Below are 23989 nucleotides of genomic sequence, written 5' to 3'. Positions count from 1 at the left end.
CGGAGGCAGATCCCAAGCGAAGCGCGGGACATGAAAAAGCCCCCACTGGTCCGGTGGGGGCTTTATTGTGTGCTCTCAGATGGCTCAAAGCAGATGGCAGGCCACTTGCTGTTGGTTGCCGCGATCCGTAAGGCGCGGTTTTTCCTGACCACAGATCTCTTTTGCATGCGGGCAGCGGGTTCGGAACACGCAGCCTGACGGCGGGTTGAGTGGTGAGGGCAGATCGGCATCCAGCAGCATCACCTCTTTCGAGGCTTCGGCTTTTGGGTCCGGGATCGGCACCGCCGAGATCAGCGCCTGCGTGTAGGGGTGACCCGGCGCGCGATAGAGCTGCTCGGCCTCGCTGACTTCCATCACATTGCCCAGATAGAGCACCATGACGCGGGTTGAGATATGTTTCACCACGGAAAGGTCATGGGCGATGAAGATGAGCGAAAGGCCCATTTCTTCCTGCAGGTCCATCAAGAGGTTGATCACCTGCGCCTGGATCGACACGTCCAGCGCCGAAACCGGTTCGTCGCAGATGATCATTCGCGGTTTCACCACCAGCGCGCGGGCGATGCCGATGCGCTGACACTGGCCACCGGAAAACTCATGCGGGTAGCGGTTGATCATGTTGGGCAGAATGCCGACCCGGTCGAGCACCTCTCGCACCCGCTGCTTGACCTCGGACGTGGACAGGTTCGGGAAATGGGTTTTGAGTGGCTCAGCCACGATCTGACCAATTGTCATGCGTGGATTGAGAGAGGCCAGCGGATCTTGAAAGATCATCTGCATCTCTTTGCGGTGGCGGTTCATTTCGCGTTTGGACAATGACAGAAGATCATCACCCAGCCACATCACCGTGCCCGCTTCGGCCGGCACCATCCGCATGATGGCGCGGGCAAGGGTCGACTTACCGCACCCGCTTTCGCCAACGATGCCAAGGGTTTCCCCCGGCATCAGGTCAAAATCCACCCCATCCACGGCCTTCAGCGTATCAGACGGCGTCCAGGGCATGGCGCCCTCGCGTTTGATATCAAACCAGACTTTCAGGTCCCGCACGGTAAGGAGCGGATCTTTGCTGTTCATGTCCTTCATGCCAGGTCCTCCAGCGATTTCAGGCAGGCGCGGCGACGCACCTTGCGGCCCGCGACACCATCCAGTGCAGGGCGTTCCACGGCGCAGCGATCATCTGCAAAGTCACACCGCGGCGAGAACGGGCACCCTTTGGGCATGTTCATCATGTTGGGGGGGCTGCCCGCGATGGTGGCCAGACGTGCGCCTTCGAGATCCAGCCGGGGAACCGCCTGCAGAAGGCCCATCGTGTAAGGGTGGGTCGGCATTTCGAACAGGCCCTCGGTGGTGCCATATTCCATCTGCTGCCCACCATACATGACCAGCGTTTCCTTGCACGACCCTGCCACGACCCCCAGATCATGGGTGATCAGAATGATCGCCATGTTGAAGTCGCGCTGCAGGTCGGCCAGCAGGTCCATGATCTGTGCCTGCACGGTCACGTCAAGCGCGGTTGTCGGTTCATCCGCCACCAGCACATCCGGTTTGCACAGAAGCGACATGGCGATCATCACCCGTTGGCGCATCCCGCCGGAAAACTCGTGCGGATACATGGTCACACGCTTTTTCGCCTCGGGAATGCGCACGGCATCCAACATGTCGACCGCCTGTTTGACAGCCTCGCGTTTGCTGATCCCTTTGTGGTGGGTCAGCACCTCGGCCATCTGGTCGGAAACCCGCAGGAACGGGTTCAGACAGGTCATCGGATCCTGAAAGATCATTGCGATCTTTTCCGCGCGGATCTTGTTGAGTTGCGCTGTGGGCAGGTTCAGGATTTCCTGCCCATCCAGCTTGACCGAGCCAGAGGCCCGGCCGTTTTGCGCCAAAAGCCCCATGATCGCGAAAACGGTCTGCGACTTGCCGGATCCGCTTTCCCCCACAACCCCCAGCGTTTCGCCTTTGTTGAGGTCAAAACTGATCCCGTCCACGGCGGTCACGGTGCCATCGGGGGTGTCAAACTGGACCTTCAGGTCACGAACTTCAAGTAGTGCCATTTCACATCCCCCTTAGCGGTCTTTCGGGTCCAGCGCGTCGCGCAGGCCGTCACCGATGAAAAAGAAGCAGAAGATCGTGATCACGAAGAAGGTCAGCGGGAAACCCAGCTGCCAAAGCGTGCCATAGTTCATGCTTTTCACCCCTTCCGAGATCAGAGCACCCCAAGAGGTCAGCGGCTCTTGCACACCAAGGCCCAGGAACGAAATGAAGCTTTCGGTCAGGATCATCTGCGGCACCAGAAGCGTGGCGTAAACCACCACAACCCCCAGCAGGTTGGGGACGATGTGGCGGAAAATGATCTGCCAGGTGGGCACGCCGATCGCCACGGCGGCTTCGACGAATTCACGGTTCTTGATGGAAAGCGTCTGGCCGCGCACGATGCGGCTCATGTCAAGCCAGGCGGTCAGGCCGATGCCGACAAAGATCATGGTGATCGAACGACCGGCGACAACCAAGAGCAGGATCAGCACAAACATGTAGGGGATCGACATGAAGATATCGACGAGGCGCATCATGATGCTGTCGACACGCCCTCCGATGAACCCGGCAGTGGCGCCGTAAATCGTGCCAACGATCACCGCTACAAATGCACCGACGACCCCCACGGCCAGCGAAATGCGCGAGCCTTGGACCACGCGGTTATAGAGGTCACGACCATTTTCATCAAAGCCGAAGAAGTGGCCGTTTTCCAGTGATGGCCGTCCGGCCTCTTTCACATTCCCCAGCACATCCCAATCGATGGTTTCGATGTCAAATGCGCTGATCGAATGGCCGAAGACCGAAAACAGGAACACCAGCAGAAGCACAAGGACCGAGGTCATCGCGGCCTTGTTGGCCATGAAGCGGCGGCGCGCATCGGTCCAGGGCGAGCGGCCCTGCACGTCTTCTTGCACCATGCGGTCAGCCATTTCTGCGGTTTTGGCTTGCGTAAAGGGTTGAACGAGCTTGTCTGTCATATCTCCACCCTCACAGCCGGATTTTCGGGTCGATCCAAGCGTAAAGGATGTCGACCACCATATTGAACAGGATCGTCATCGAGCCCAGAAGGATCGTCAGGCCCATCATCACCGCATAATCGCGGTTGAAGGCCGAGTTGACGTAGAAATAGCCAATGCCGCCGGTCCCGAAGATCGCATCAATGATGAACGACCCGGTGACCATGCCGACAAAGGCCGGCCCGAGATAGGAAATCACCGGAAGCAGCGCCGGTTTCAGCGCGTGACGGAAGATGATGGTGCGATCCGGCAGCCCCTTGGCGCGGGCGGTGCGGATGAAGTTCGACCGCAGCACCTCAAGCATCGACGACCGGGTCAGACGGGCAATCGACGCCATGTAAGAGGTCGACAGCGCAATCACCGGCATGATGATGTTTTCCCACTGGCCGCCATTCCAGCCGCCCCCGGGCAGCCAGCCCAGCCAGAGTGTGAAAATCAGAATGAGGATCGGCGCCATCACGAAGTTCGGCAGCACCTGCGCGCCGATGGTCACCCCCACGGCAAAATAATCAAGCCAGCTGTTTTGCCGGATGGCTGCGGCCATGCCCAGGATGCCGCCGACAATGATCGCCAGCACAAACGAGATCACCCCGTAGGTCAGCGTGACCGGGAACCCCTGTGCGATGATATCATTGACCGACCGGTCCTTATATTTGTAGCTCGGGCCAAAGTCGAACTGGGTCACGATGCCCACGACATAATCCCAAAGCTGGACATAGATTGGTTGGTCGAGCCCGTATTTGGCCTCGATATTGGCGAGCACCTGCGCAGGCAAGGGCCGTTCGGAAGTGAACGGGCCGCCCGGTGCGGTCTGCATCAGCCAGAAACTGGCGATCAAGAGAATGATCAGTGTCGGGATCGCAACGGCGACCCTGCGTAAGATGAAGTTAAACATCCTGTCCCCATGTAACAGCGGCGCGCAGCGTGCCTTGATGAAGGTCAAGCGCGGCCTCAACTGTCCCCAAAAGTGATTGCACAGGGCTGTCCCACCCCGGTGCCTCACCAGAAATTTGCGGATTTGCCGCCCTGCCACGGCGTTCCTTTGCAGATTTACAAAGGGCCGACGCACCAGATCGCGGGCATGTGTCAGATTCTCAAGGGTTGTTCAAGCTCTGATCCGCAAAGGGAGGGGGCACTGCCCGGGATCACCCCGGGCAATGCCCCCGTTTGATCAGAGCGTTACTCGGCCACCTTGTAAAGGTCTTTCGAGTACCAGTTCTGTTCCACGTTCTTCACCGGCCAGCTGCCAATGACGTCCGGCTTGATCATGAAGCTGCCCGCATAGTGATAGATCGGGATCAGCGGCATGTCGGCGGCGATGATCTCTTCCACCTTGGAATAGTTGGCCTGCGGATCATCCATGGTTTTTGCATCTTTCAACAACGCGTCCACCTCGGCGTTGTTGTATTTTGCGTCGTTGTAACCCGAGCCCGACTGCACCAGATCCAGGAAGGTCGAGGCTTCGTTATAATCCCCACACCAGCCGGCCCGGGCGATTTCATAGTTCTGTTCCCCACGGGTGTTCAGGAAGGTTTTCCACTCCTGGTTTTCCAGCGACACTTTCACGCCCAGCGCCTGTTTCCACATCTGCGACACCGCAATCGCCACTTTCTTGTGGGCTTCTGAGGTGTTGTAGATCAGGGTCAGTTCCAGCGGGTTCGACTTGTCATAGCCAGCTTCGGCCATCAGCTCTGCCGCTTTTGCGTTGCGCTCGGACTGGGTCCAGGTGGCATATTCCACCGAAGGCACCTGGAATTTCGCGGTGGCACCCGGGGTGAAGGTATAGGCCGGGGTCTGGCCACCTTGCAGCACCTTGTCAACGATGATGTCACGGTTGATCGCGTAAGACAGGGCCTGACGCACGCGCTGGTCTTTCAGGAATTCCGGCGCGTTATCCGACACGTTGATCGTGTAATAATAGGAACACAGGCGCGGGAAGGCCGTGGCCTCATCGGGGTTCGATTCCTTCAGGGACGGATATTGGCCGGCCGGGATCTCGGTGCGGTCCAGCTCACCTGCCATATAGCGGGTCAGGGCCACGTTTTCATCATTGATCACCAGGGCAACAGTCTTGTCGATGATGGTGTTTTCATTGTCCCAATACATCTCGTTGCGCTCACGTACCGAGCGTTCATTGGCGACATGTTCGGTCAGCTTGTAAGCACCGTTCACCACGATATTTTCCGGCTTGATCCAGTCGGCACCGTGCTTCTCGATTGCCCATTTCGGCGACGGGAAGGTCGAAGTGTGGGTGGTGGTCAGTGCAAAATAGGGCAGCGAGCTTTCCAGCGTCACTTCCAGCGTGTGGTCGTCAATCGCCTTCACGCCCAGATCTTCCAGCGGCGCCTCACCTGCCATCACGGGGCCCGCGTTTTTCAGGTTCATCACCTCAACATACCACTGGTATTCCGACGCGGTGGCCGGGTCGGCCAGACGGCGCCAGGCATAGACGAAATCACCGGCAGTGACCGGGGTGCCATCAGACCATTTGGCATTGTCACGCAGGGTAAAGGTGTAGACGGTCTTGTCTTCGTTCGTGGTGAACCCCGTGGCCACACCCGGCACCAGGTTGCCATCTTTGTCCTGATTATAAAGGCCTTCAAACAGGTCGCGCACGATCTCGGACCCGGTCACGTCTTCCACGATCTGCGGATCAACCGAGGTGTGCTCGTCCAGAACGCGATAGGTGAAGGTCTGGTCATCAGCCAGCTTCTCGCCGGTCACCGGATGGGTGCCTGCAGCCAATGCCGGGCTGGCCAGCGCAAAGGCCGAGCCAAGCAGTGCAGCTTTGATGGTAAAGGTCATGTGGTGTCTCCCAATATCAGTTTCGATGCAGCTCGTGGTCGGTGTTGCACAGGGCGTCTAGCACCGGTTGCGCCTTCCTCCCGCCACCCGAGACTCGCGTCTCGGAAGAACATGCAGATGGGGCATCCTAAGCGGACAATGTTACCGGAAACAACTCTTTCCCGAACGACAAGCTATCTGCCATCTTGTTCGGTCAATTCGCGCGAATTGCTCCATGATCCAAGTCAAACTGACGTCTGGTTCGGCACAACTATCGGCCCCGATCGTGATATTTTTTTACCATTCGGTAAATCTTGCCATTTCCAATCCCCCATGCCACCCTTGGCCCGCAGGAATTTCGGCGGGATTTTCGGCAGGATTTCCCCCAGATCTCCGCCCCGCAGGAACCACGACACCACAGATGACACCGACAGATCACACAAAGGGATCAACCGTGCTTAGTGAACAACGGAACGACCAAAAAGGGGGCCATTCTGTGCCCCAGGGTCAGGCGCCAGCTCAGCTGCCCCAAATCGCCGACATTCGAAACCCGGGAATTCCCCTGGACATGGACTGGGTGCGCGGCGCCCAGGCCAACACTTCGGCCATTGAGCGTCGCTGCGCCACCTTGCCCGCACGGCGGTCGGTGAAAAAGGACCATCAGGCTGCATGGCTTTTGAAGGCGATCAGCATGATCGACCTGACCACGTTATCGGGTGATGACACCCCCGGCCGCGTGCGACGCCTGGTGGCAAAAGCAGTTCAGCCCGTGCGCCCGGATCTATTGCAAGCCCTTGATATGGAAGGGCTGACCACCGGTGCTGTCTGTGTCTATCACGACATGATCGAACCGGCTGTGGCGACGCTCGACCAGCTGGGGGCCACCCTGCCGATCGCCGCCGTATCCACCGGCTTTCCCGCAGGCCTGTCCCCGTTCCATCTGCGTCTGGAAGAGATCCGCGAAAGCGTGCGCGCAGGTGCAACCGAGATCGACATCGTGATCTCGCGCAGGCATGTTCTGACCGGCGACTGGCAAGCCCTGTATGACGAGATGAAGGCCTTCCGCGACGCGTGCGGCGAGGCCCATGTGAAAGCCATTCTCGCGACCGGAGAGCTGGGGTCCCTGCGCAATGTCGCCCGCGCCTCTCTCGTGTGCATGATGGCCGGGGCCGACTTCATCAAGACCTCCACCGGCAAGGAAAGCGTGAACGCCACCCTGCCCGTCTCTCTGGTGATGATTCGCGCGATCCGGGACTATTATGATCGCACCGGATATCGTGTCGGATACAAACCTGCGGGCGGAATTTCCAAGGCCAAGGACGCGATCACCTATCTCGCGCTGATCAAGGAAGAGCTGGGCGACGCGTGGCTTACCCCACATCTGTTCCGCTTCGGGGCCTCCTCTCTGCTGGGCGACATCGAACGCCAGCTTGAACACCATCTGACCGGCCACTACTCCGCCGGATATCGTCATCCGATTGGATAAGATCATGACCGTGAAAGAAATTTTCGAAACCATGGACTATGGCCTCGCCCCTGAAAGCGCCAAGGAAGCCCACAGCTGGATCGCGGAAAACGCCCCCTTTGGCCTCTATATCAACGGCAAGATGACCTCCGCAGGCAACAGCTTTGCCTCGAACAACCCCGCCAATGGCGAAGAACTGGCGCAGATCACCCAGGCCAGCGCCGATGATGTGGACGCAGCCGTAACCGCCGCGCGCAAAGCACAAGCAAAATGGGCTGCCCTGCCCGGCCATGCCCGCGCCAAATACCTCTACGCGCTGGCGCGCCTTGTGCAAAAACATGCGCGGTTATTTGCCGTTCTGGAAACGCTCGACAATGGCAAACCGATCCGGGAATCGCGGGACGTCGATATCCCCCTCGTCGCGCGCCATTTCTATTACCACGCAGGCATGGCACAGCTGCAGGATGCCGAACTGCCTGACCGCGAGGCCCTTGGCGTCTGCGGTCAGATCATTCCGTGGAACTTCCCGCTTTTGATGCTGGCCTGGAAAGTGGCTCCGGCAATTGCGATGGGCAACACGGTGGTGTTGAAACCTGCCGAATACACCTCTCTGACCGCGCTCCTCTTTGCGCAGATCTGTGATGAGGCTGGTCTGCCCAAAGGGGTTGTGAACATCGTGACCGGCGACGGGCGCGTGGGCGAAGCCATCACCTCACATGACGACATCGACAAGATCGCCTTCACCGGCTCCACCGATGTCGGCCGCGTAATCCGCCGCGCCACCGCAGGCACCGGCAAGTCGCTCACGCTCGAACTGGGCGGCAAATCACCTTACATCGTGTTTGACGACGCCGACATTGATTCAGCAGTCGAGGGGCTGGTCGATGCGATCTGGTTCAACCAGGGCCAGGTCTGCTGTGCAGGCTCGCGCCTGTTGGTGCAGGAAGGCATTGCGGACAGGTTCTATACCAAGCTGAAAGCGCGCATGGCCAAGCTGCGCGTGGGCGACCCGATGGACAAGAGCATTGATGTAGGGGCCGTGGTCGATCCGGTGCAGCTGCAGACAGTGACCACGCTGGTAGAAGCCGGCAAGCACGAGGGCGAGGTCTATCACACCCCCTGTGATCTGCCCGCAAATGGCTGTTATTACCCGCCCACGCTGATCACCGGCATGTCACCCGCCGCAACCCTGATGCAGGAAGAAATCTTCGGTCCGGTTCTGGTCGCCACCACCTTCCGCACCCCTGCCGAGGCGGTGGACGTGGCAAACAACACCCGCTATGGCCTCGCGGCCACCGTCTGGACCGAAAACGTGAACCTTGCTCTGGACATTGCACCAAAACTGGTCGCCGGTGTGGTCTGGGTCAATGGCACCAATATGTTCGACGCAGCCGCCGGTTTCGGCGGTGTGCGCGAAAGCGGGTTTGGGCGCGAAGGTGGTTGGGAAGGGCTGTTGGCCTATACCAAGCCCAAAGGCACCACCACGGCGCTGAAACCCATTGCCGCAGAGGCGGCGCCGAAAGACGCGAAGGTAGACACGCTGGACCGCACCGCAAAATTCTATGTGGGCGGCAAACAGACCCGCCCGGATGGCGGATATTCCCAAGCGGTCTGGTCATCCAAAGGCGCGCTTCTGGGCCATGTGGGCATCGCCAACCGCAAAGACGTGCGCAACGCGGTCGAGGCCGCCCATGCGGCCAAGGGCTGGGCCAAATCCACCGCCCATCTGCGCGCCCAGATCCTTTACTATATCGGCGAAAACCTCTCAGCCCGTGCCGAAGAATTCGCGGCCAGGATCGACGCCATGACAGGTGGGAAATCCGGCGCAAAAGAAGTTGAGGCCGCGGTGAGCCGCCTCTTCACCTATGCCGCCTGGGCCGACAAGTATGATGGGGCCGCCAAGCCGGTGCCAATGCGGGGCGTGGCTCTGGCGATGCACGAACCCATTGGCGTGATCGGTGGCTTCTGCCCGGACGAAACCCCGCTGCTGGGGCTCGTCTCTCTGATGGCCCCGGCCATTGCCATGGGCAACCGCGTGGTTCTGGTGGCATCCGAACCCTACCCGCTTGCCGCCACCGATTTCTATCAGGTGCTGGAGACATCCGACCTGCCCGCAGGTGTGGTGAATATTCTGACCGGCTCCCATGCCGACCTCGCCGCCCCGATGGCGGGCCACCTGAACCTGGATGCGGTCTGGGCCCAATCCGGGGCGGATATCTCGGCCATCGTCGAGATGGAAAGCGCGGGCAACCTGAAACGGACCTGGGTCAACAACGCCCGCGCCCGTGACTGGATGCAGGCCGAAGGCAAAGAGTTCCTCGCCCATGCGACCGAGGTCAAAACCATCTGGGTGCCCTACGGCGAGTGACAGGAGGGCGACACGTCCCCCCTTCTTCTTGGAAAAAATACTCTCGCCGAAGGCAAAAAACAAAAGCCCCGCAATCGCGGGGCTTTTCTCCTTTGCGTCCTGCAAAAGGATCACTTCCGGCCAAACCAGCGCCGCACCCGTCCTCGCGCCTCATCCGCCTTGTCATCAATCAGATCCCATGTCTCGGAGACATCCTCCAGCGCGGGATCAATCGAGCGCTGGCGAAACTGCCGCCACAGCGCGCGCAGAAACAGCCACGCAATGATCAGGAATGAGAAGAAAAAGATGTTGAACCAGGGGATGATCCGCACATCCGGCCCGTCAATCGGCTCCAGCCCCACCGCATTCGGGTAGATCGAGAAGAACCGGTTGCGCCAGCCATAATGGGTCATGATCGCCCAGTTTGCCCCATCCGCTTTCTGCGCAATGGCCGAGGCCTGCGCCTGCAGGTCAGAGCTGTCAAACTTGAAATAAGGCGGCCAGATCCAGCCCGTATCCTCGTTGCGATACACCATCACCTTTTCCGCCTCGCGCGGAATGAACCCCATCAGAAAGGTCTTGCGCTTGACGGTGTTGATCAACCGGATGTCCCGTGTGACCAGCTCATTTGTGCCGCTGTCTGATTGCGCAAAAAACGGCCGGTTGACCGAGGAGAAATCCATCCGGATGATCTCGGTTCCGGTCACCCGCACCACGTCATGCTGCGGCAGCACATACCAGAAAAGCAGGCCAAACATGACCAGCACGACAGTTCGAAACACACGTTTCACGTTCTCCATCGGATCCCTCAATTCGAGTTGCGCACAACAAGCGCGATAATGACCAGCACGGTCGGAATGATATAGACCAGCCCGATCAGTTTGGGCCGGAATGAGCTGTGATAGGCGGCCATCCCGGCATCCAGAAAACTTTGCCGCTCCGGGCTGTCCGCATCATCGGGATGCCCCTCGGCCCATTCGTTTTCCAGCCTCTCCAACCGAACGGAACGGGAATAGAGTGAGATCAGCCAATAGATCACGGTCAGGCCAAGATAGCCGAATATGATAAATCGCAGAAATCCCATTATCTCCTCCCGCCTTTGCCGATGCTTCCCCAGGGACCAACCCGGTCGATCCGCCTGTCCACACTCGCAGGTTTCTCTGCCCCGCCTGCTTTTGCGCGGCTCCAGGGGTTTTGCGCAGGGCCCCATGGGGTCGGGTGCTCCTCGACCATGCGATCCTCACCGCCAAACAGTCGCTCCCGCGCACCCGCCTTATTGGCCATATAATCACGATGCAGGAACTCTGCCACAAATTCACGCTTTTCGTCAGGCCATGTGGCATAGGCGTCATAGAAGGCCTGCTTGTGACAGATAAAGAGCTGGCGCACATCCAGCGGGGCCAGCTCTGACAACAGCTGGTTGATCAGGTCGCGATCCGGGTGATCCGGGCGGGCCCGCAATGTGTAGAAATACGAAGGATGGCGGCTGTCGATCCGTGGCCATTTGCCCCCGGCTTCGGCCCAGCGCACCATGGCCGCAAGCCCGCGGAACGCCTCGGGCAGGCGGTCGCCCAGCCGAGTTGCCACCCGACGCAGGGCGCGCTCTGACATATCGCCGAGATCCATCCCGACACTGGTCGCCGCATCCACCAGCATGAATTGCATTTTCTGGTGCAGGATCCGCGCCCCATCCACGCCCCGCGCCTTGACCACCGGCTCAACCAGATCATTGTGCTTGAGGAACGAAGCAATGCCGTTCACATCGGTCAGATCATAAACCCGGTCAATCATAGCCCCTTTCAGGGCCGCGCGATCCCCCGCCGTGATGATCGCGGGCGTCTGGGTGTCACGAAACACATAGACCCCGCCAAAATGGCTGGTCCAGAAATTGCCCTGCTCATAAGTGGGCGCGCCCAGATCCAATGGCACGCGGGTCACATCCCCGGTTTCGCGGGCCAGCTCAATCATCTCGTCAATCAGCTGATCATCATACCACGCGCCCTCAACCGTCTGGAAATGATCAATCTTTTCAGCGAGTTTGCGCGCGTTGGCCACATGGCTTTGCGTCGTATCCGCATTGATGGAAATCTTGCGGATCGCCAGTAGGTCGCGCATGTCCCCCACCGTATAAACCGAATTGTCGAGCTCCCCCGCCACCGCATCATGGGCGGTGAGCGCAAAGAGCTTGGCCTCATTTTCCGCCATGAACTGTTTCAGAATGCCCCGCGAGGTGGAGAAAGACGCATTGAGAAGCGGCGCCTTCTTCTGGTCGACGGTGAGGATGATGAACTGCCGATTGCAGCCGCCGGGGTTGAGGTAAGCGTCGTCCTGGAATTCCTCGCCGATTTCCGGCGAAAACCCGGAAATGTCGATGTGAAACTCGGTCAGATCGGTGATCTTGCCGGTGAGTTTCAAAAGCGCCCGATTGTAACGCGCAATCAACGCCGGGCTGTCCACCCGGATCAGATTGCCAAACATCAACCCGCGTTTAATGAGGCGTTTCATTTTAGACCTCCGTATTCCACCAGCGATGCGCCCGGCCTGAGGGTGGGTGCAGAATGCGCCCGCCCATGGGGGCGGGTCGGGCGCATCGCGGCTGCGCCGCGGGAACTGCAAAATAATTTCTCATCTGACTTTCTTGCTAAGTAGATTTTTCATGGGACGGAAAGCTTCTTCAATGCGTGCTCGGGTTTCATCCTGTTCATTTTCACCGTCATTGAGCTTATTTGTGAGCCTCTTTAGCTCTGCTTCATTTTCATTCCACCATTCTGTAAGCTGTTCATCGGACATCCTCTTATCGTGGTTTGCTGTGTTATTTTCCTCCAACCTACGGTTCAAAATTCCGAGGTCCAACACATCCTTAGCCAGCTCGCTTTCAATTTCAGCAATCGGACGGAAAGCGCATTCTGCATCACCTTGCCAACGCAATTCCGCCTCTGCCTGCATCACCATAACTTCCTCAAGGATCTCTCTGGAAAATCGCCACCTTAGCAAGCGCACTTTGTCAGTGACTTGATTTGGGATTTCTGCATCCTGCAACAATTCTATGTCTGATTTTGTCAGATACCCTCGGCGTATCTGATGCAGTATGCGCCTGTATTTAAACAACTCACCAGCATAGCGTTTGGCAAAATCAGCATCTCGTTCCTTCTTCCATGTTTTTAGACCGCACCAAGCAACAATCACACCAACGACGGTAGAGCTGCCTGCAAGCAATGTTCCAAATGCAGTCACCACGTCCGGGTCCTGCCAGACATCGTACATCACCCTTTCCCCTCCAGATACCGCCGCTTCGCCTCTTCTTGCCGGCCAAAGTCGCGCACCATGTTTTCAATCGCCACCTCGTCCGATTTATCGGCGTAGCGGAACTCGCTGTCGGCGTAGCGGTTGATCTCCTGAATGACCATCTCCACGGTGATCGGCACGCGCAGCTCGGCAATCATCGCCTTCTTCTCATCATAGGGTTTGAACAGGAACAGATCGGGGTTTTCCATCCACGCATCCGGCAGTTCAAAATCCATCGCGCGCACCTTCACCGCGTCGGTGATGTTCTTGATCGCGCGGCCGGTAAAGCGGGCATCCGCCTCCTGAATGGCTTTCAGATAGGTGCCCATCTTGGCAATGGTGTCCAGCTCACCAATCTGCCCATGCACCCGGTCAAACACGTTCAGCAAACCGGCCTCTTTCGGTCGGTTATGCGCGTCAAAACTCGCCGCCACCGCGCGTTTGATCTCTTGCGCAGCAAAGGCCTCATGCTCGCCCAGCGGGATCGAGTGGTTCTTGCCCATCAGAAGGTTGAGGATGTCGATATAATCCTCTCGCGTCTGCGGCCCGTCGACCAGAAACCGCGCTCCCGCCCGCTGGCGCAAAGCGTCATCCACATTCTCGGGATAGTTCGAAAACATGCCAAAGGTGCAGTTGCCGCGCACCACGGTGTTGGCGCCGGCAAAGGCCTCCATGAACACGGCGGTCACTTCCTGCTGACCCGCGCTGGATTGTCGGTCGCCGCGCTTGCCCGCAATCTGGTCAATATCATCAATCGTGCCAAACCCAATCACCTGTGGATCGAGCACATTCTGGATAAACGCCTTGGCATTCTGCCCCGACTTGCCCTGATAGCTGTCGATATTGTCGATGCCGAAATTCTGGTAGCGGAACGGATAGCCCGCCACCTGACAATAGTCATTCACCAGCCCCGCCATCATCTGGATCAGAGTGGTCTTGCCCGTCCCCGGCGCACCATCGCCCATGAAAGTAAAGATGAACCCGCCCAGTTCGGCAAAGGGGTTCAGTTTGCGCTCGAAATCATAGGCCATCAGCATTTTCGACAGCTTCATTGCCTGATACTTGGCGATATGGTTGCCCACCACCTCATTGGGTTTCTTGAATGCCATGGTAAGTGTGCTGCCCTTGGCCGCACGCGCAGGCGTGAAGCCCGAAATCGTCAGATCATCCGCCTCAACCCGGTAATTCACACCGGTAAACGCCGCCAGTCGCCCGGCGTTTTGCGCCCGCAACGCAACCTTCTCCATCAGCTGTTCGGCAAAGGCCAGAACGGTTGCAACCAGCTTTTCGTCACTGTCTGAAAAGGCCGCCAGATCCTGATCCAACTCCCACAACGCACCATTCAGCGCAAGCGGAGCATTGTCGGTCAGCACCTCATCAACTGCGCCGATTTCAACCGAAACCTCCGACCCGTGCGGCGCCAGCAAAAACGCCGTGGCATTGGCAAAGACATGCAGCACAGCAAGGCTCTCCGCGGCTAAAAGCTCGGCAAACGCCGCCTTCTTGTCCGCCCCCAACGCGCCCTGTAGATTGGCCCGTTTCAAAGCGGCAAGCTCGGTCGCCTCGGCAAAGCTTTCCCCCACCGCCAGCGCAATCGCAATCGCCCGGCGCAACGCATGCAACACCGTCGCCTGCTTCGGGGACACCAACGGATCGTCCCCGTCCGCGCCTTCGATCCGCGCCACCAGATGCACCCCTTCAGGTCGCGCCGTCGATCGCGTCACCAAACCCGGCGTGGTGGATCGAAACCGCCGCCTTGAGCCAATCCCGCTGGATCGCTCTGGTGCCGATGGCACTTCTTTCGGCCGGGCAATGCGCGGCGTGTGATCAACCCCGTCAAGCAGCCCGGCTGCTGCCCCGTAATGCGCCCGGATCCCTTCATCGCGAAGCTCCATCAAATCTGCTGGCATCGACATAACTCTCTCCTTTCACACTCCCCTCTTCTTGGCAGAAATACTCCGGGGGTCTGGGGGCAGCGCCCCCAGCTTGCTCAATCATCGGTAACTCAAAACCTGCCCACCCGGGCGCACCACAAATTTCCGCACATCCCGAAACCCAGGCGGGTTCTTTTCGGCAAGCACCTGAAAGGGGCGCTCCGGCAGGATAATCGCGCGTTCCATCCGGGTGGCCCCAAGGTCAACCCCGCGCCCGGCAAAGGGATCAAGCTGAAACACCTCGCGCTCTACTGTGCCGAACCAGCCAGACCGCTCTTCCTTCACTTCGCGGCTTTCCAGTTCTTCCAGCGTCCAGGCCATTGCCCAATCCTCACCGGGGGGCGACTTGGCCTCCTCCAGCACCTCGCGCAGCGGCCCGGACTGACGCGTAAACGTGTGGCTATACATCGGGCCAATGTGAAACCGGCGCAGGCGTTTCGGGTGCAGGTTGTCAAAGTCGCGATCAAACCCGGTGGCAATCGTCACCAGCTTCAGCCCCGCCATCGACTGCGCTATCAGATGCGCCCCCACCTGCGGCCAGCGTTCATCATCCTTGGGCAGCGCATATTTGCCGGTATCCTCCACCTCCATCAGATAGATGGTCGGCAGGTTCACCTCGCTGTCATAAACCGCCCAATGCATCAGGTAATGGCGCCGTGTGTGCCGCCCCTCACCTTCATTGCGGCGCCAGATCACGTCCGGGTGCATCTGCGGCCAGAAAAGCTGCCCTTTGGCCAGTTCTTCGTAATATAGCCGCTGAGACAGGCTGTATTGCAGCTTAACGGGCTTGGTCAGATCCCCCACAATCTGGCTCACCATTTCGGATTTCAGCTTGTCGGTGGAGGGCAGTCCCGCCAGATGCCCGGATGCCTGCGCCGCATCCGCCGCCATCTGCATGAGTTCCGCCGCGACCGGAAACCCGCTTTCAACCCGATCAAAGGTAAGCGCCTGTGCGCTCATACCCGAGGTCCCGCCCGAGAAATGATATTTGTTTGCAAGTGCGCGAAAGGTGAAGCCCAGCTTGACAAGATATTCCGCCAGAACCGTGACCTCATCACGCCCCATCCGCCCCTCGGCCTCCATCTGACCTGCGACGCGGGCAAGATGGCCGGTAATGGCGTCGAATTTCGCAAAGTAGCGGCGGGTGATCTGCGTATCGGTCAGTTCGGCGTGGTCACGTGGCGCAAAGCCCGCGCTGGCCTGTTCGGTGGATTTGATTTCGTCAGACATGTGGCTCCTGCAAAGCGCTAAAGGCAGCGACCGACCGAGGGTGGGAGCAAAGCGCCCGCCCGTGGGGGCGGTCGGGCGCTGCCTGCCGTTCGGCAGGCGGTGCAATCAACTCAAAAGGCATTAATACACGCACGCAGCATGCCCTCAGCCGCCATAGGCGTTCTTGTCATGCTTCTCGACAATCGCCGCAAACCGGCGGGCAAAACGTTCATCCGCCTTGGCCTTGGCCTCGAGCACCTCACGCGCAAAGACCATCTGGTCTTCATGCGCTTCCATCATGTCAGCCATACGCTGGTTGGTCGCCGTGCCAATTGCCGCCATCGCGGCCTGCGCTTCCTTGTCGGTCTCGACCCCGATTTCGTTGATCCTGTGCGCAATGTCCTGCTGCTGCGCGGTCTTGAGCGACTTGGTCAGCGCATCGTAGAGCACCACCCGCTGCTTGGTGTCTGTCTGCAGCTTGTTGATCAGCACCATCTGCGTGGCCGCCTGATTTTGCAGGCTGTCCACCCAGGTCTTGCCCTTCTCGATATAACGCTCCAGCGTCTGCGACTTCGCCAGCTTCACCTGCTCATCCTGAACCAAGCTGTTGTATTGCTTGTTCAAATCCGCAAGTTCGGTTTCCAGCGCAGTGCGCGCGGCGGCATCGACCTCATTGGCGATCTTGTTTTCCAGTTCGATGATTTGCGGATCCATACCGAGGATCTCAGCGCGCACGGTTTCCAGTTCACCCACCGTAAACTCACGCTCATCCAGCGTCTCGGTCAGGTTGCCTTCCACCTTTTCCTTCTGCTCATTGAGCACATTCAGTTGCCCTTCCAGCAGGCGCACAATCGTGTCGGACTGGCCAATCAGCTCCTGCAGCTTGTCATCAATAGAGGCCGAGCGCAGACGTTCCTGCCGCATCGCCTCAGATTTTCCCTTGGCGAAAATCCCGATAAATCCTTCCCAGGCCGTCTTGGATCTAAGCTGTTCAAATTCCGAGCTAAATCCGGCGGTCACATCATCCAGCCCCATGATCAGCTCAGCAATATTCGCATTCATTGCCTCGGTATGAGCATGCACGTCATCCAACGTCGCGTTCTCGATATCAATCGACACATCCTCACCCGATTTCATCTTGGCGCGCGCGGTTTCGATCCGCGTGGTCAGCTCGGAAATCTTCGATTGCGCCTCAGCCACTTGTGCCTGGCTTTCCTTGAGCTGCGTTTCAAATTTGGACATGTGCCCTCCCGTCAATCTTTCCCATCTGTCGCCCCATTCAAAATTGCGCGAGGCGAAAGTTAATCAGCATAACATTCAGTTGGGTCGAGTGTAGCGCGATTTCAAGATCGGACCTAGGCAAAACGCACATCTTTAGGGGGAAATTCCGGCGTTCCGCCCCCCGCGTGCAACCCGGCCAAAATCCGCGCAAAATCATTGTGTGTCCCGAAGATCCCCCCTAACGTCTTGTCATGACCAACCCCGCTGACACCCCGCTCCTGCAAGAAATCTCAGCCCGACGGGAAGAGCTGATTTCCCTGACCCAGGACCTGATCCGCATCCCGACCCTGAACCCTCCCGGGCGCGATTATCGCCGCATTTGCAGTTACTTGGCGGAAAGGCTGGGCAAACGGGGCTTCAAGATCGAGATGATCCGGGCGCAAGGTGCCCCCGGTGACAGCATCGCCTATCCGCGCTGGAATGTGATTGCCCGACACGAGGGGGGTGCACCCGGAGACTGCGTTCATTTCAACTCACATCATGACGTGGTTGAGGTGGGGCATGGCTGGACCAAAGACCCGTTTGGCGGGGAACTCGAAAACGGACGGATCTATGGCCGCGGCGCCTGCGATATGAAGGGCGGATTGGCGGCCTCCATCATCGCGGCAGAGGTGTTTGTCGACCTGTACCCGGACCACGCGGGCGCCGTCGAAATCTCGGCCACGGCGGATGAGGAAAGCGGCGGCTATGGCGGGGTCGCGCACCTGGCCGAACTGGGCTATTTCGACCCCGATCGGGTCCAGCATGTGATCATCCCGGAACCCCTGAACAAGGACCGGATCTGCCTGGGCCATCGCGGTGTCTGGTGGGCCGAGATTGAAACCAAAGGCCGCATTGCCCATGGCTCAATGCCTTTCTTAGGGGACAGCGCAATCCGCCATATGGGCGCGGTGCTGGAAGAGATGGAACGCCACCTCTTTCCGCTGTTGGCCAGCAAACGCACCGACATGCCCGTGGTGCCCGAAGGGGCCAAACAATCCACGCTGAACATCAATTCAATTCATGGGGGCGAACCGGAGCAGGACCCAGATTTCACTGGATTTCCAGCACCTTGCGTAGCAGACCGCTGCCGCATCGTGATTGATCGCCGCTTCCTGATCGAAGAGGATATCACCGAGGTCAAAGCCGAAATCCACCGGATGCTCGACAAGATCAAAGCGGAACGGCCCGCATTTGAGTATACACTCACCGACATGCATGAGGTGATCCCAACCATGACCGATCAGGACGCACCAGTGGTCAAATCCACCGCCGCCGCGATCGAAAAGGTGCTGGGTCAGCACCCCGCTTATGTGGTCAGTCCCGGCACCTATGATCAGAAACATATCGACCGGATCGGGCGGCTGAAAAACTGCATCGCCTACGGGCCGGGGATCCTCGATCTGGCACACCAGCCGGATGAATGGGTGGGGGTGGATGACATGGTCGACAGTGCGGGCGTCATGGCACTGGTGCTTGCAGAGCTGCTGTTGTGAAAGTTTAAAGTTTTCACCCTCGGAAAATCGAAAGTTTAAAGTTTCACGCGCCCGAAAAGTAAAAGTTTAAAGTTTTACAACCCACAAATCCTGCGCTCACGCCGCCAGGATCCGCTGCTCTCCGACTGCATTTTCTGGTCAAAAATATCCCGGGGTGAGCGAGCTTGCCTCGCGAGGGGCAGCGCCCCTCATCGCGACGCGCAGCGGCGCAAACAACAATGTCCGAGCAACGCGAGGCCATTAGAAGCACCGAGCCGCAGGCGAGGCCCCGGCCCCGCCACCCCCATCACACCGCGATGTTATCGATCAGCCGAACATCCCCCAGCATCGCCGCCACCAGCAGGCGCGTGGGACGGCTGAGATCAGTGACCGGCGCCAGCGTTTCGGCATCACGCAGTTCCAGATATTCCACCGCGCTGTAGCCCGCATTTTCGATCTGCTGCTTTGCGCTGTCCAGCACCACGCGGATCTCGGCCCCGTTGCGAATCGCTTGCGCCGCCCGGTCCATCTCGCGTTTCATCGCGGGGGCAATCGCGCGCTCCTCGGGGGTGAGCCGCACATTGCGCGACGACATGGCCAGCCCATCCTCTTCGCGCACCGTCGGACAGCCCACCACCTCGGTTTCGATATCCAGGTCCTGCGACAGGCGGGTGACCAGAAGAAGCTGTTGATAATCCTTCTGCCCGAAATAGGCGACATCCGCACGCGATTGCAAAAACAGCTTTGACACCACGGTTGCCACACCGTCGAAATGGCCGGGGCGATGGGCGCCTTCCAGATCTTCGGTCAGGCCGGAAACCCGCACATTGGTCGCAAACCCGTCGGGGTAGATCTGGTCAGGCGTGGGCACATAAAGCGCGTCGATCCCGTAGGGGGCAAGCTTGGCCGCGTCTTCCATTTCGGTGCGCGGGTACTTGTCCAGATCATCGGGATTGTTGAACTGTTTCGGGTTTACAAAGATCGTCACGATCACCCGATCCGCCCCTTTTTTGGCAGCTTCAACCAGCGACAAATGCCCTGCATGAAGCGCGCCCATGGTCGGCACCACTGCCACTTTTTCCCCGGCAAAAATCCACTTGCGACGCAGGGCGCGCATCTCATCCTTGCGACGCACCAGCTTTACACCGGCAATCATATCAGCGTTCATTTCTGCGGCACCTCGTCAGCAAAGACATGTTCCGGCGCGGGGAAACTCCGCGCGCGCACTTCGGCGGCGTATGCCTTGATCGCCTCTTCCCCGTCAACGCCCAAAGTGCCGAAACGCTTGACGAATTTGGGTTTGAAGGCGGTGAACAGCCCCAGCATGTCGTCCACGACAAGCACCTGCCCGTCGCACCCGGCAGAGGCGCCGATACCGATGGTCGGGATCGACAGCGCCTCCGTGATCTCATCCGACAGGCCCTTTGGGGTCTTTTCCAGCACCACGGAAAAGGCGCCGGCCTTTTCCACCGCGCGCGCATCCGCCATGACGCGGTCACGGTCTTCGCCGCGGCCCTGCACCTTGTAGCCACCCAGCGTGTTGATGGCCTGCGGTGTGAGGCCGATATGGGCCATCACCGGAATGGACCGCGAGGTGAGGAAGGCAATGGTTTCGGCCATGGTCACGCCCCCCTCGAGCTTCACCGCATCCGCACCGGTTTCGCGCATGATCGTTGCTGCATTGCGAAACGCCTGTTCGGGGCTTTCTTCGTAAGACCCAAACGGCATGTCGATCACCAGCATCGGGCGGGTGAGCCCCCGGCGCACGGCGGCGCCATGCAGGCACATCATCTCCATCGTGACACCCAGCGTATCAGGCAGCCCGTGCAGCACCATACCCAGGCTGTCCCCAACCAGAACCACATCCACATGGTCGTTCATCATCTGCGCCATCGGCGTGGTGTAAGCGGTCAGAGTGACAATGGGCGCACCACCTTTCATGGCGCGAATGTCAGACGGCGTCAGGGCCGTTTGGTGGCTGCTGGCGGACATGTATTCCCTCCCCGGAACAAGACACGCGGGGTCATCGCCCCACATTCGGCGCAATATACATGCTGCATCGCAGAAAATCAAAGGTCTGGTTTGCGCACAACTCCCCCTTGCCATGCCCCCACCCCTTCGCGTTTCATGGGGGCAACAGTGACAGTCCACAAAGGAGGACAGCCATGAGTTTTCTCAAATCTACCCTTTTCGCCCCCCCCTGCGCCCTGGCCCTGATGGCGGGCACGGCGCTTGCGGGCAATGACACGATCAGTCTCGGCATGGTGCTGGAGCCGCCCAACCTCGACCCGACCAGCGGTGCGGCCGCGGCCATTGACGAGGTGGTCTATGCCAATCTGTTCGAAGGGCTGACACGGTTTGGTCCGGACGGGTCGGTGCGCCCCGGCCTGGCGGAAAGCTGGGAGGTGAGCGAAGACGGCACGGTCTATACGTTCAAACTCCGGCCCGATGTGCGCTTTCACGATGGCAGTGAGATGAACGCGGATGACGTGGTTTTCACACTGGATCGCGCCCGCGCCGAAGACAGCACCAACGCGCAGAAGGCCCTGTTTGCCGGCATTGAAAGCGTGGCGGCGCTGGATCCGCTGACGGTGCAGGTGACGCTGGCCAAACCCAATGGCAACTTTCCCTTCAACATGGCCTGGGGGGATGCGGTGATCGTGGCGCCGGAAAGCATCGGACAGGCCGCCACCCACCCGGTCGGCACCGGCCCGTTCACCTTTGGCAACTGGGCCAAGGGCGATCACGTGACGCTTGAACGCAACCCAGATTACTGGGGCACGCAACCCGCGCTGGCCAAAGCCACGTTCAAGTTCATCTCGGACCCGAACGCCGCCTTTGCCGCGATGATGGCAGGGGATGTGGACGCGTTTCCAAACTTCCCTGCCCCGGAAACACTCACACAGTTCGAGGCAGACCCACGGTTCACCGTGATCGTCGGGTCAACCGAGGGCGAGACGATCCTGTCGACCAACAACAAGGCGCCCCTGCTGGATGACATCCGCATCCGCAAGGCCATTGCCCATGCCATCAATCGGCAAGACATCATCGACGGCGCAATGTTCGGCTATGGCACCCCGATCGGAACCCACTACGCCCCGCATCAGCCCGCCTATGTGGACCTGACCGCGAACTCATCCTTCGACCCGGACCTGTCCAGGCAATTGCTGGCCGAAGCAGCCCCCGACGGGGTGAAACTGCGCCTGATGCTGCCCCCGCCGACCTATGCACGGCGCGGTGGAGAAATCATCGCCGCCCAGCTGCGCGCGGTGGGGATCGAAACCGAGATCACCAATCTCGAATGGGCGCAATGGATCGAACAGGTGTTCAAGGGCAAGGATTTCGACCTGACCATCGTCAGCCACACCGAACCCGCCGATATCGGCATCTATGCGCGGCCGGACTATTACTTCCAGTATGATCGCCCGGAGTTCCAGGAGCTGAACGCCAAACTCGACCTGACCTCAGACCCGGAACAGCGGACAGGGCTGCTTGCCGAAATGCAACAGATCATCGCCGAGGATTACGTGAACGGATACCTGTTCCAACTGGCCAAAACCGGGGTGGCAAACGCCAAGATCCAGGGCCTGTGGGAAAATGCGCCAACCCAGGCCAATGACCTGACCGGGGTCAGCTGGGCCGAGTGATCGCAGGCCATCTTCAAACTGACCATATTCAATCTGACGGGGCGGCAAGGGCGGCCCCGTTTTCCATTCTGGCGGACGCTGGGGGCGTTGCCCCCGAGCCTTCGGCTCTCCCCCGAAGCGCTTCGGTTTTCACCTGAGACAGGGAAAAACCGAAACGCCGCAAGAGCTATCAATGTCATGGGCGTTTCGGAATAAACATGTGCCGCAAGTTTCTCCCGAAACGCTTTAGGATATTTTTGGCAAGAGGAGGATGGCAGGTGTTCTTTTCCTCTTGCTGCAAATATCCCGGGGTGAGCGAGCTTGCCTCGCGAGGGGCAGCGCCCCTTTTGCCCGAGCCAGCGGCGCAGCCGGTGGCGAGGCATCAAGCGCACCGTAGGTGCTCCTTCTGGTCGGGCCGAGCGGGGAATGCCGAGATCAGGAAGGGATGACGCCGGCCTGAGAGCTGCGCCGTTTCAGCATTGCTTCGCGCCAGGTGATATAGCTGACCGCGGACATGATCATCGCGGCACCGGCGATCACCCATCCATCCACCGGTTCGTCAAAAAGCGCATATCCCATGATCACCGCCCAGATGATCTGCAGGAATGCCACCGGCTGGGTAACTGATACAGGGGCCTCGGCAAAGGCGCGCGACATGGCATAGTGACCACCGGTGGCAAAGCCTGCCACCGCCACCAGCCAGGCCAGCTGTATCCCGCTGGGCGTGACCCAGACGATCCAGGCAAAGGGCGCCAGGGCCACGGTCACGGTCAGCGACATCATCGCCACCACCACCGCTGCCGAGGTGATCGACGACAGCCGCTTTGCAATCAGATAGGACCCTCCCAGTCCGATTGCGGTAAAGATCATTGCAAGATGCCCCGGGCCAAGCTCTCGTACCCCCGGGCGCAGGATCACCAGAACGCCGAGGAAGGCCACCCCCACCGCACTCATCCGCCGCCACGAAACACTCTCCCCCAGGAAGAGGGCGGCCCCCAGCATGACGTAGATCGGGTTGAGGTAGTTCATCGCCGTCACCTCGGCCACGGTGATCTGGGTCATGGCGTAAAACCAGCACAGCACCGCCATCGTATGCACCACCGCCCGCGCCAGAAACAGGGTCCAGCTGCGCCGGTCAAACCGCGTCTGCGCGATGCGCCCCAGCGCGGGGGCCACGAAGATCAGCCCGAACAGAAAGCGCAAAAACGCAGCCTGGGTCGAGGGCAGGCTCTGCCCCACATGTTTCACCATTGCATTCATCGCCACAAACATCAGCCCCGCAGCCAGCATCCACAGGATGCCGGACAGGGCCCGGTTTGGCGGTCGGTTGGGCGCCGGGTTGGGGGTGGGGCTGCTGCGCGTCATGGGGTGACATGATCGGATTGCACCCGGCTTGGCAAGGGAAACCCGCGCGGCCCGCCTTTGCCGCCGCCCATCCCGCGCCCCCTCCCGCGCCCTGCGCATTGGTGTGGCAATTTGCGACCTGCCCCCGGCCGGTCCGCCCGCTATGTTTGCATCACCCCGCGCCGCCTGCGCGCAAAACCTGCCAACAGGAGC

19 protein-coding genes are annotated in these 23989 nt (G+C 59.5%); 4 read left to right on the top strand and 15 right to left on the bottom strand.

The genetic code is table 11. The annotated features are described in order from the left end of the window. Window positions 1-84: 84 nt before the first annotated feature. The 5 genes from oppF to K3J57_RS02110 all read right to left on the bottom strand — a co-directional run bounded on the left by oppF (window position 85) and on the right by K3J57_RS02110 (window position 5852). Window positions 85-1080 carry a murein tripeptide/oligopeptide ABC transporter ATP binding protein OppF gene (gene oppF / locus K3J57_RS02130; RefSeq protein ID WP_371732366.1) on the bottom strand — a complete coding sequence of 332 codons (996 nt, stop codon included), beginning with the start codon at window positions 1078-1080 and terminating at the stop codon, window positions 85-87. Then, entirely contained in the window at window positions 1077-2051 is a 975-nt protein-coding gene (locus K3J57_RS02125) for an oligopeptide/dipeptide ABC transporter ATP-binding protein (RefSeq protein WP_259776606.1), read from the bottom strand. The genes oppF and K3J57_RS02125 overlap by 4 nt, the downstream gene beginning before the upstream one ends. A 12-nt stretch (window positions 2052-2063) precedes the next feature. After that, window positions 2064-2960 (bottom strand): ABC transporter permease subunit, encoded by an 897-nt coding sequence (locus K3J57_RS02120; RefSeq protein ID WP_259797720.1) that lies wholly within the window; start codon window positions 2958-2960, stop codon window positions 2064-2066. A 58-nt stretch (window positions 2961-3018) separates the two neighbouring features. Continuing rightward, on the bottom strand, window positions 3019-3942 hold the full coding sequence (gene oppB / locus K3J57_RS02115) for an oligopeptide ABC transporter permease OppB (RefSeq protein ID WP_173485207.1): 924 nt from the start codon (window positions 3940-3942) through the stop codon (window positions 3019-3021). A gap of 284 nt (window positions 3943-4226) precedes the next feature. Then, window positions 4227-5852, bottom strand: coding sequence for a peptide ABC transporter substrate-binding protein (locus tag K3J57_RS02110; RefSeq protein WP_259796873.1), 1626 nt, complete (start codon window positions 5850-5852; stop codon window positions 4227-4229). Window positions 5853-6399: 547 nt separating this feature from the next. Here K3J57_RS02110 and deoC point away from each other — a divergent pair. Beyond that, complete coding sequence (gene deoC, locus K3J57_RS02105; RefSeq protein ID WP_371732365.1) at window positions 6400-7317, top strand: deoxyribose-phosphate aldolase; 918 nt, start codon at window positions 6400-6402, stop codon at window positions 7315-7317. A gap of 4 nt (window positions 7318-7321) precedes the next feature. Beyond that, a complete protein-coding gene (locus K3J57_RS02100) occupies window positions 7322-9664 on the top strand; it encodes an aldehyde dehydrogenase family protein (RefSeq protein ID WP_259793733.1) in 2343 nt (780 codons plus the stop codon). Window positions 9665-9774: 110 nt separating this feature from the next. Here K3J57_RS02100 and K3J57_RS02095 read toward each other — a convergent pair whose 3' ends face one another. From K3J57_RS02095 to K3J57_RS02065, 7 genes are all read right to left on the bottom strand, one after another. Next, complete coding sequence (locus K3J57_RS02095; RefSeq protein ID WP_259776602.1) at window positions 9775-10443, bottom strand: DUF1523 family protein; 669 nt, start codon at window positions 10441-10443, stop codon at window positions 9775-9777. 8 nt (window positions 10444-10451) lie between these two features. Further along, window positions 10452-10727, bottom strand: coding sequence for a hypothetical protein (locus K3J57_RS02090; protein ID WP_173485202.1), 276 nt, complete (start codon window positions 10725-10727; stop codon window positions 10452-10454). After that, entirely contained in the window at window positions 10727-12148 is a 1422-nt protein-coding gene (locus tag K3J57_RS02085) for a DUF6638 family protein (RefSeq protein ID WP_259796872.1), read from the bottom strand. Before K3J57_RS02085 ends, K3J57_RS02090 begins: the two co-directional genes overlap by 1 nt. Window positions 12149-12268: 120 nt before the next feature. Next, complete coding sequence (locus tag K3J57_RS02080) at window positions 12269-12907, bottom strand: hypothetical protein (RefSeq protein WP_259793727.1); 639 nt, start codon at window positions 12905-12907, stop codon at window positions 12269-12271. Then, a complete protein-coding gene (locus tag K3J57_RS02075; RefSeq protein WP_259793724.1) occupies window positions 12907-14844 on the bottom strand; it encodes an AAA family ATPase in 1938 nt (645 codons plus the stop codon). Before K3J57_RS02075 ends, K3J57_RS02080 begins: the two co-directional genes overlap by 1 nt. A 78-nt stretch (window positions 14845-14922) precedes the next feature. Continuing rightward, window positions 14923-16092: a hypothetical protein gene (locus K3J57_RS02070; RefSeq protein WP_259793716.1), complete on the bottom strand. Its 1170-nt coding sequence runs from the start codon at window positions 16090-16092 to the stop codon at window positions 14923-14925. 144 nt (window positions 16093-16236) lie between these two features. Continuing rightward, on the bottom strand, window positions 16237-17313 hold the full coding sequence (locus K3J57_RS02065) for a coiled-coil domain-containing protein (RefSeq protein ID WP_259793715.1): 1077 nt from the start codon (window positions 17311-17313) through the stop codon (window positions 16237-16239). Between the two features lie 230 nt (window positions 17314-17543). Here K3J57_RS02065 and K3J57_RS02060 point away from each other — a divergent pair, with 230 nt between their 5' ends. Then, on the top strand, window positions 17544-18827 hold the full coding sequence (locus K3J57_RS02060) for an acetylornithine deacetylase/succinyl-diaminopimelate desuccinylase family protein (RefSeq protein ID WP_259796871.1): 1284 nt from the start codon (window positions 17544-17546) through the stop codon (window positions 18825-18827). Window positions 18828-19113: 286 nt separating this feature from the next. Here the strand turns inward: K3J57_RS02060 and panC are convergent, their stop codons facing one another. Together panC and panB are read right to left on the bottom strand one after the other, a co-directional pair. Continuing rightward, window positions 19114-19974, bottom strand: coding sequence for a pantoate--beta-alanine ligase (gene panC / locus K3J57_RS02055; protein WP_259796870.1), 861 nt, complete (start codon window positions 19972-19974; stop codon window positions 19114-19116). Further along, complete coding sequence (gene panB / locus K3J57_RS02050; RefSeq protein WP_259796869.1) at window positions 19971-20798, bottom strand: 3-methyl-2-oxobutanoate hydroxymethyltransferase; 828 nt, start codon at window positions 20796-20798, stop codon at window positions 19971-19973. The genes panC and panB overlap by 4 nt, the downstream gene beginning before the upstream one ends. A 173-nt stretch (window positions 20799-20971) precedes the next feature. Between panB and K3J57_RS02045 the strand changes: the two genes are divergently transcribed. Beyond that, window positions 20972-22453, top strand: a complete 1482-nt coding sequence (locus tag K3J57_RS02045) for an ABC transporter substrate-binding protein (protein ID WP_259796868.1) — start codon at window positions 20972-20974, stop codon at window positions 22451-22453. Between the two features lie 414 nt (window positions 22454-22867). Here the strand turns inward: K3J57_RS02045 and K3J57_RS02040 are convergent, their stop codons facing one another. Next, window positions 22868-23797, bottom strand: coding sequence for a DMT family transporter (locus tag K3J57_RS02040; protein ID WP_259786158.1), 930 nt, complete (start codon window positions 23795-23797; stop codon window positions 22868-22870). Between the last annotated feature and the right edge of the window lie 192 nt (window positions 23798-23989).

Origin of the sequence: Aliiroseovarius crassostreae (assembly GCF_025137635.1) — a bacterium.
Taxonomy (GTDB): domain Bacteria; phylum Pseudomonadota; class Alphaproteobacteria; order Rhodobacterales; family Rhodobacteraceae; genus Aliiroseovarius; species Aliiroseovarius crassostreae.
Note: the sequence above shows the minus strand (reverse complement) of the source record. Positions and strands in the feature narration are given on the sequence as shown.

Bases quoted from the DNA above. Each gene is read 5' to 3' on its own strand.
- K3J57_RS02100 (WP_259793733.1), top strand. From the start codon at position 7,322: ATGACCGTGAAAGAAATTTTCGAAACCATGGACTATGGCCTCGCCCCT.
- K3J57_RS02075 (WP_259793724.1), bottom strand. From the start codon at position 14,844: ATGTCGATGCCAGCAGATTTGATGGAGCTTCGCGATGAAGGGATCCGG.
- K3J57_RS02080 (WP_259793727.1), bottom strand. From the start codon at position 12,907: ATGTACGATGTCTGGCAGGACCCGGACGTGGTGACTGCATTTGGAACA.
- panC (WP_259796870.1), bottom strand. From the start codon at position 19,974: ATGAACGCTGATATGATTGCCGGTGTAAAGCTGGTGCGTCGCAAGGAT.
- oppB (WP_173485207.1), bottom strand. From the start codon at position 3,942: ATGTTTAACTTCATCTTACGCAGGGTCGCCGTTGCGATCCCGACACTG.
- K3J57_RS02065 (WP_259793715.1), bottom strand. From the start codon at position 17,313: ATGTCCAAATTTGAAACGCAGCTCAAGGAAAGCCAGGCACAAGTGGCT.
- deoC (WP_371732365.1), top strand. From the start codon at position 6,400: ATGGACTGGGTGCGCGGCGCCCAGGCCAACACTTCGGCCATTGAGCGT.
- K3J57_RS02090 (WP_173485202.1), bottom strand. From the start codon at position 10,727: ATGGGATTTCTGCGATTTATCATATTCGGCTATCTTGGCCTGACCGTG.
- K3J57_RS02095 (WP_259776602.1), bottom strand. From the start codon at position 10,443: ATGGAGAACGTGAAACGTGTGTTTCGAACTGTCGTGCTGGTCATGTTT.
- K3J57_RS02040 (WP_259786158.1), bottom strand. From the start codon at position 23,797: ATGACGCGCAGCAGCCCCACCCCCAACCCGGCGCCCAACCGACCGCCA.
- K3J57_RS02125 (WP_259776606.1), bottom strand. From the start codon at position 2,051: ATGGCACTACTTGAAGTTCGTGACCTGAAGGTCCAGTTTGACACCCCC.
- K3J57_RS02045 (WP_259796868.1), top strand. From the start codon at position 20,972: ATGAGTTTTCTCAAATCTACCCTTTTCGCCCCCCCCTGCGCCCTGGCC.
- K3J57_RS02060 (WP_259796871.1), top strand. From the start codon at position 17,544: ATGACCAACCCCGCTGACACCCCGCTCCTGCAAGAAATCTCAGCCCGA.
- panB (WP_259796869.1), bottom strand. From the start codon at position 20,798: ATGTCCGCCAGCAGCCACCAAACGGCCCTGACGCCGTCTGACATTCGC.
- oppF (WP_371732366.1), bottom strand. From the start codon at position 1,080: ATGAAGGACATGAACAGCAAAGATCCGCTCCTTACCGTGCGGGACCTG.
- K3J57_RS02110 (WP_259796873.1), bottom strand. From the start codon at position 5,852: ATGACCTTTACCATCAAAGCTGCACTGCTTGGCTCGGCCTTTGCGCTG.
- K3J57_RS02085 (WP_259796872.1), bottom strand. From the start codon at position 12,148: ATGAAACGCCTCATTAAACGCGGGTTGATGTTTGGCAATCTGATCCGG.
- K3J57_RS02070 (WP_259793716.1), bottom strand. From the start codon at position 16,092: ATGTCTGACGAAATCAAATCCACCGAACAGGCCAGCGCGGGCTTTGCG.
- K3J57_RS02120 (WP_259797720.1), bottom strand. From the start codon at position 2,960: ATGGCTGACCGCATGGTGCAAGAAGACGTGCAGGGCCGCTCGCCCTGG.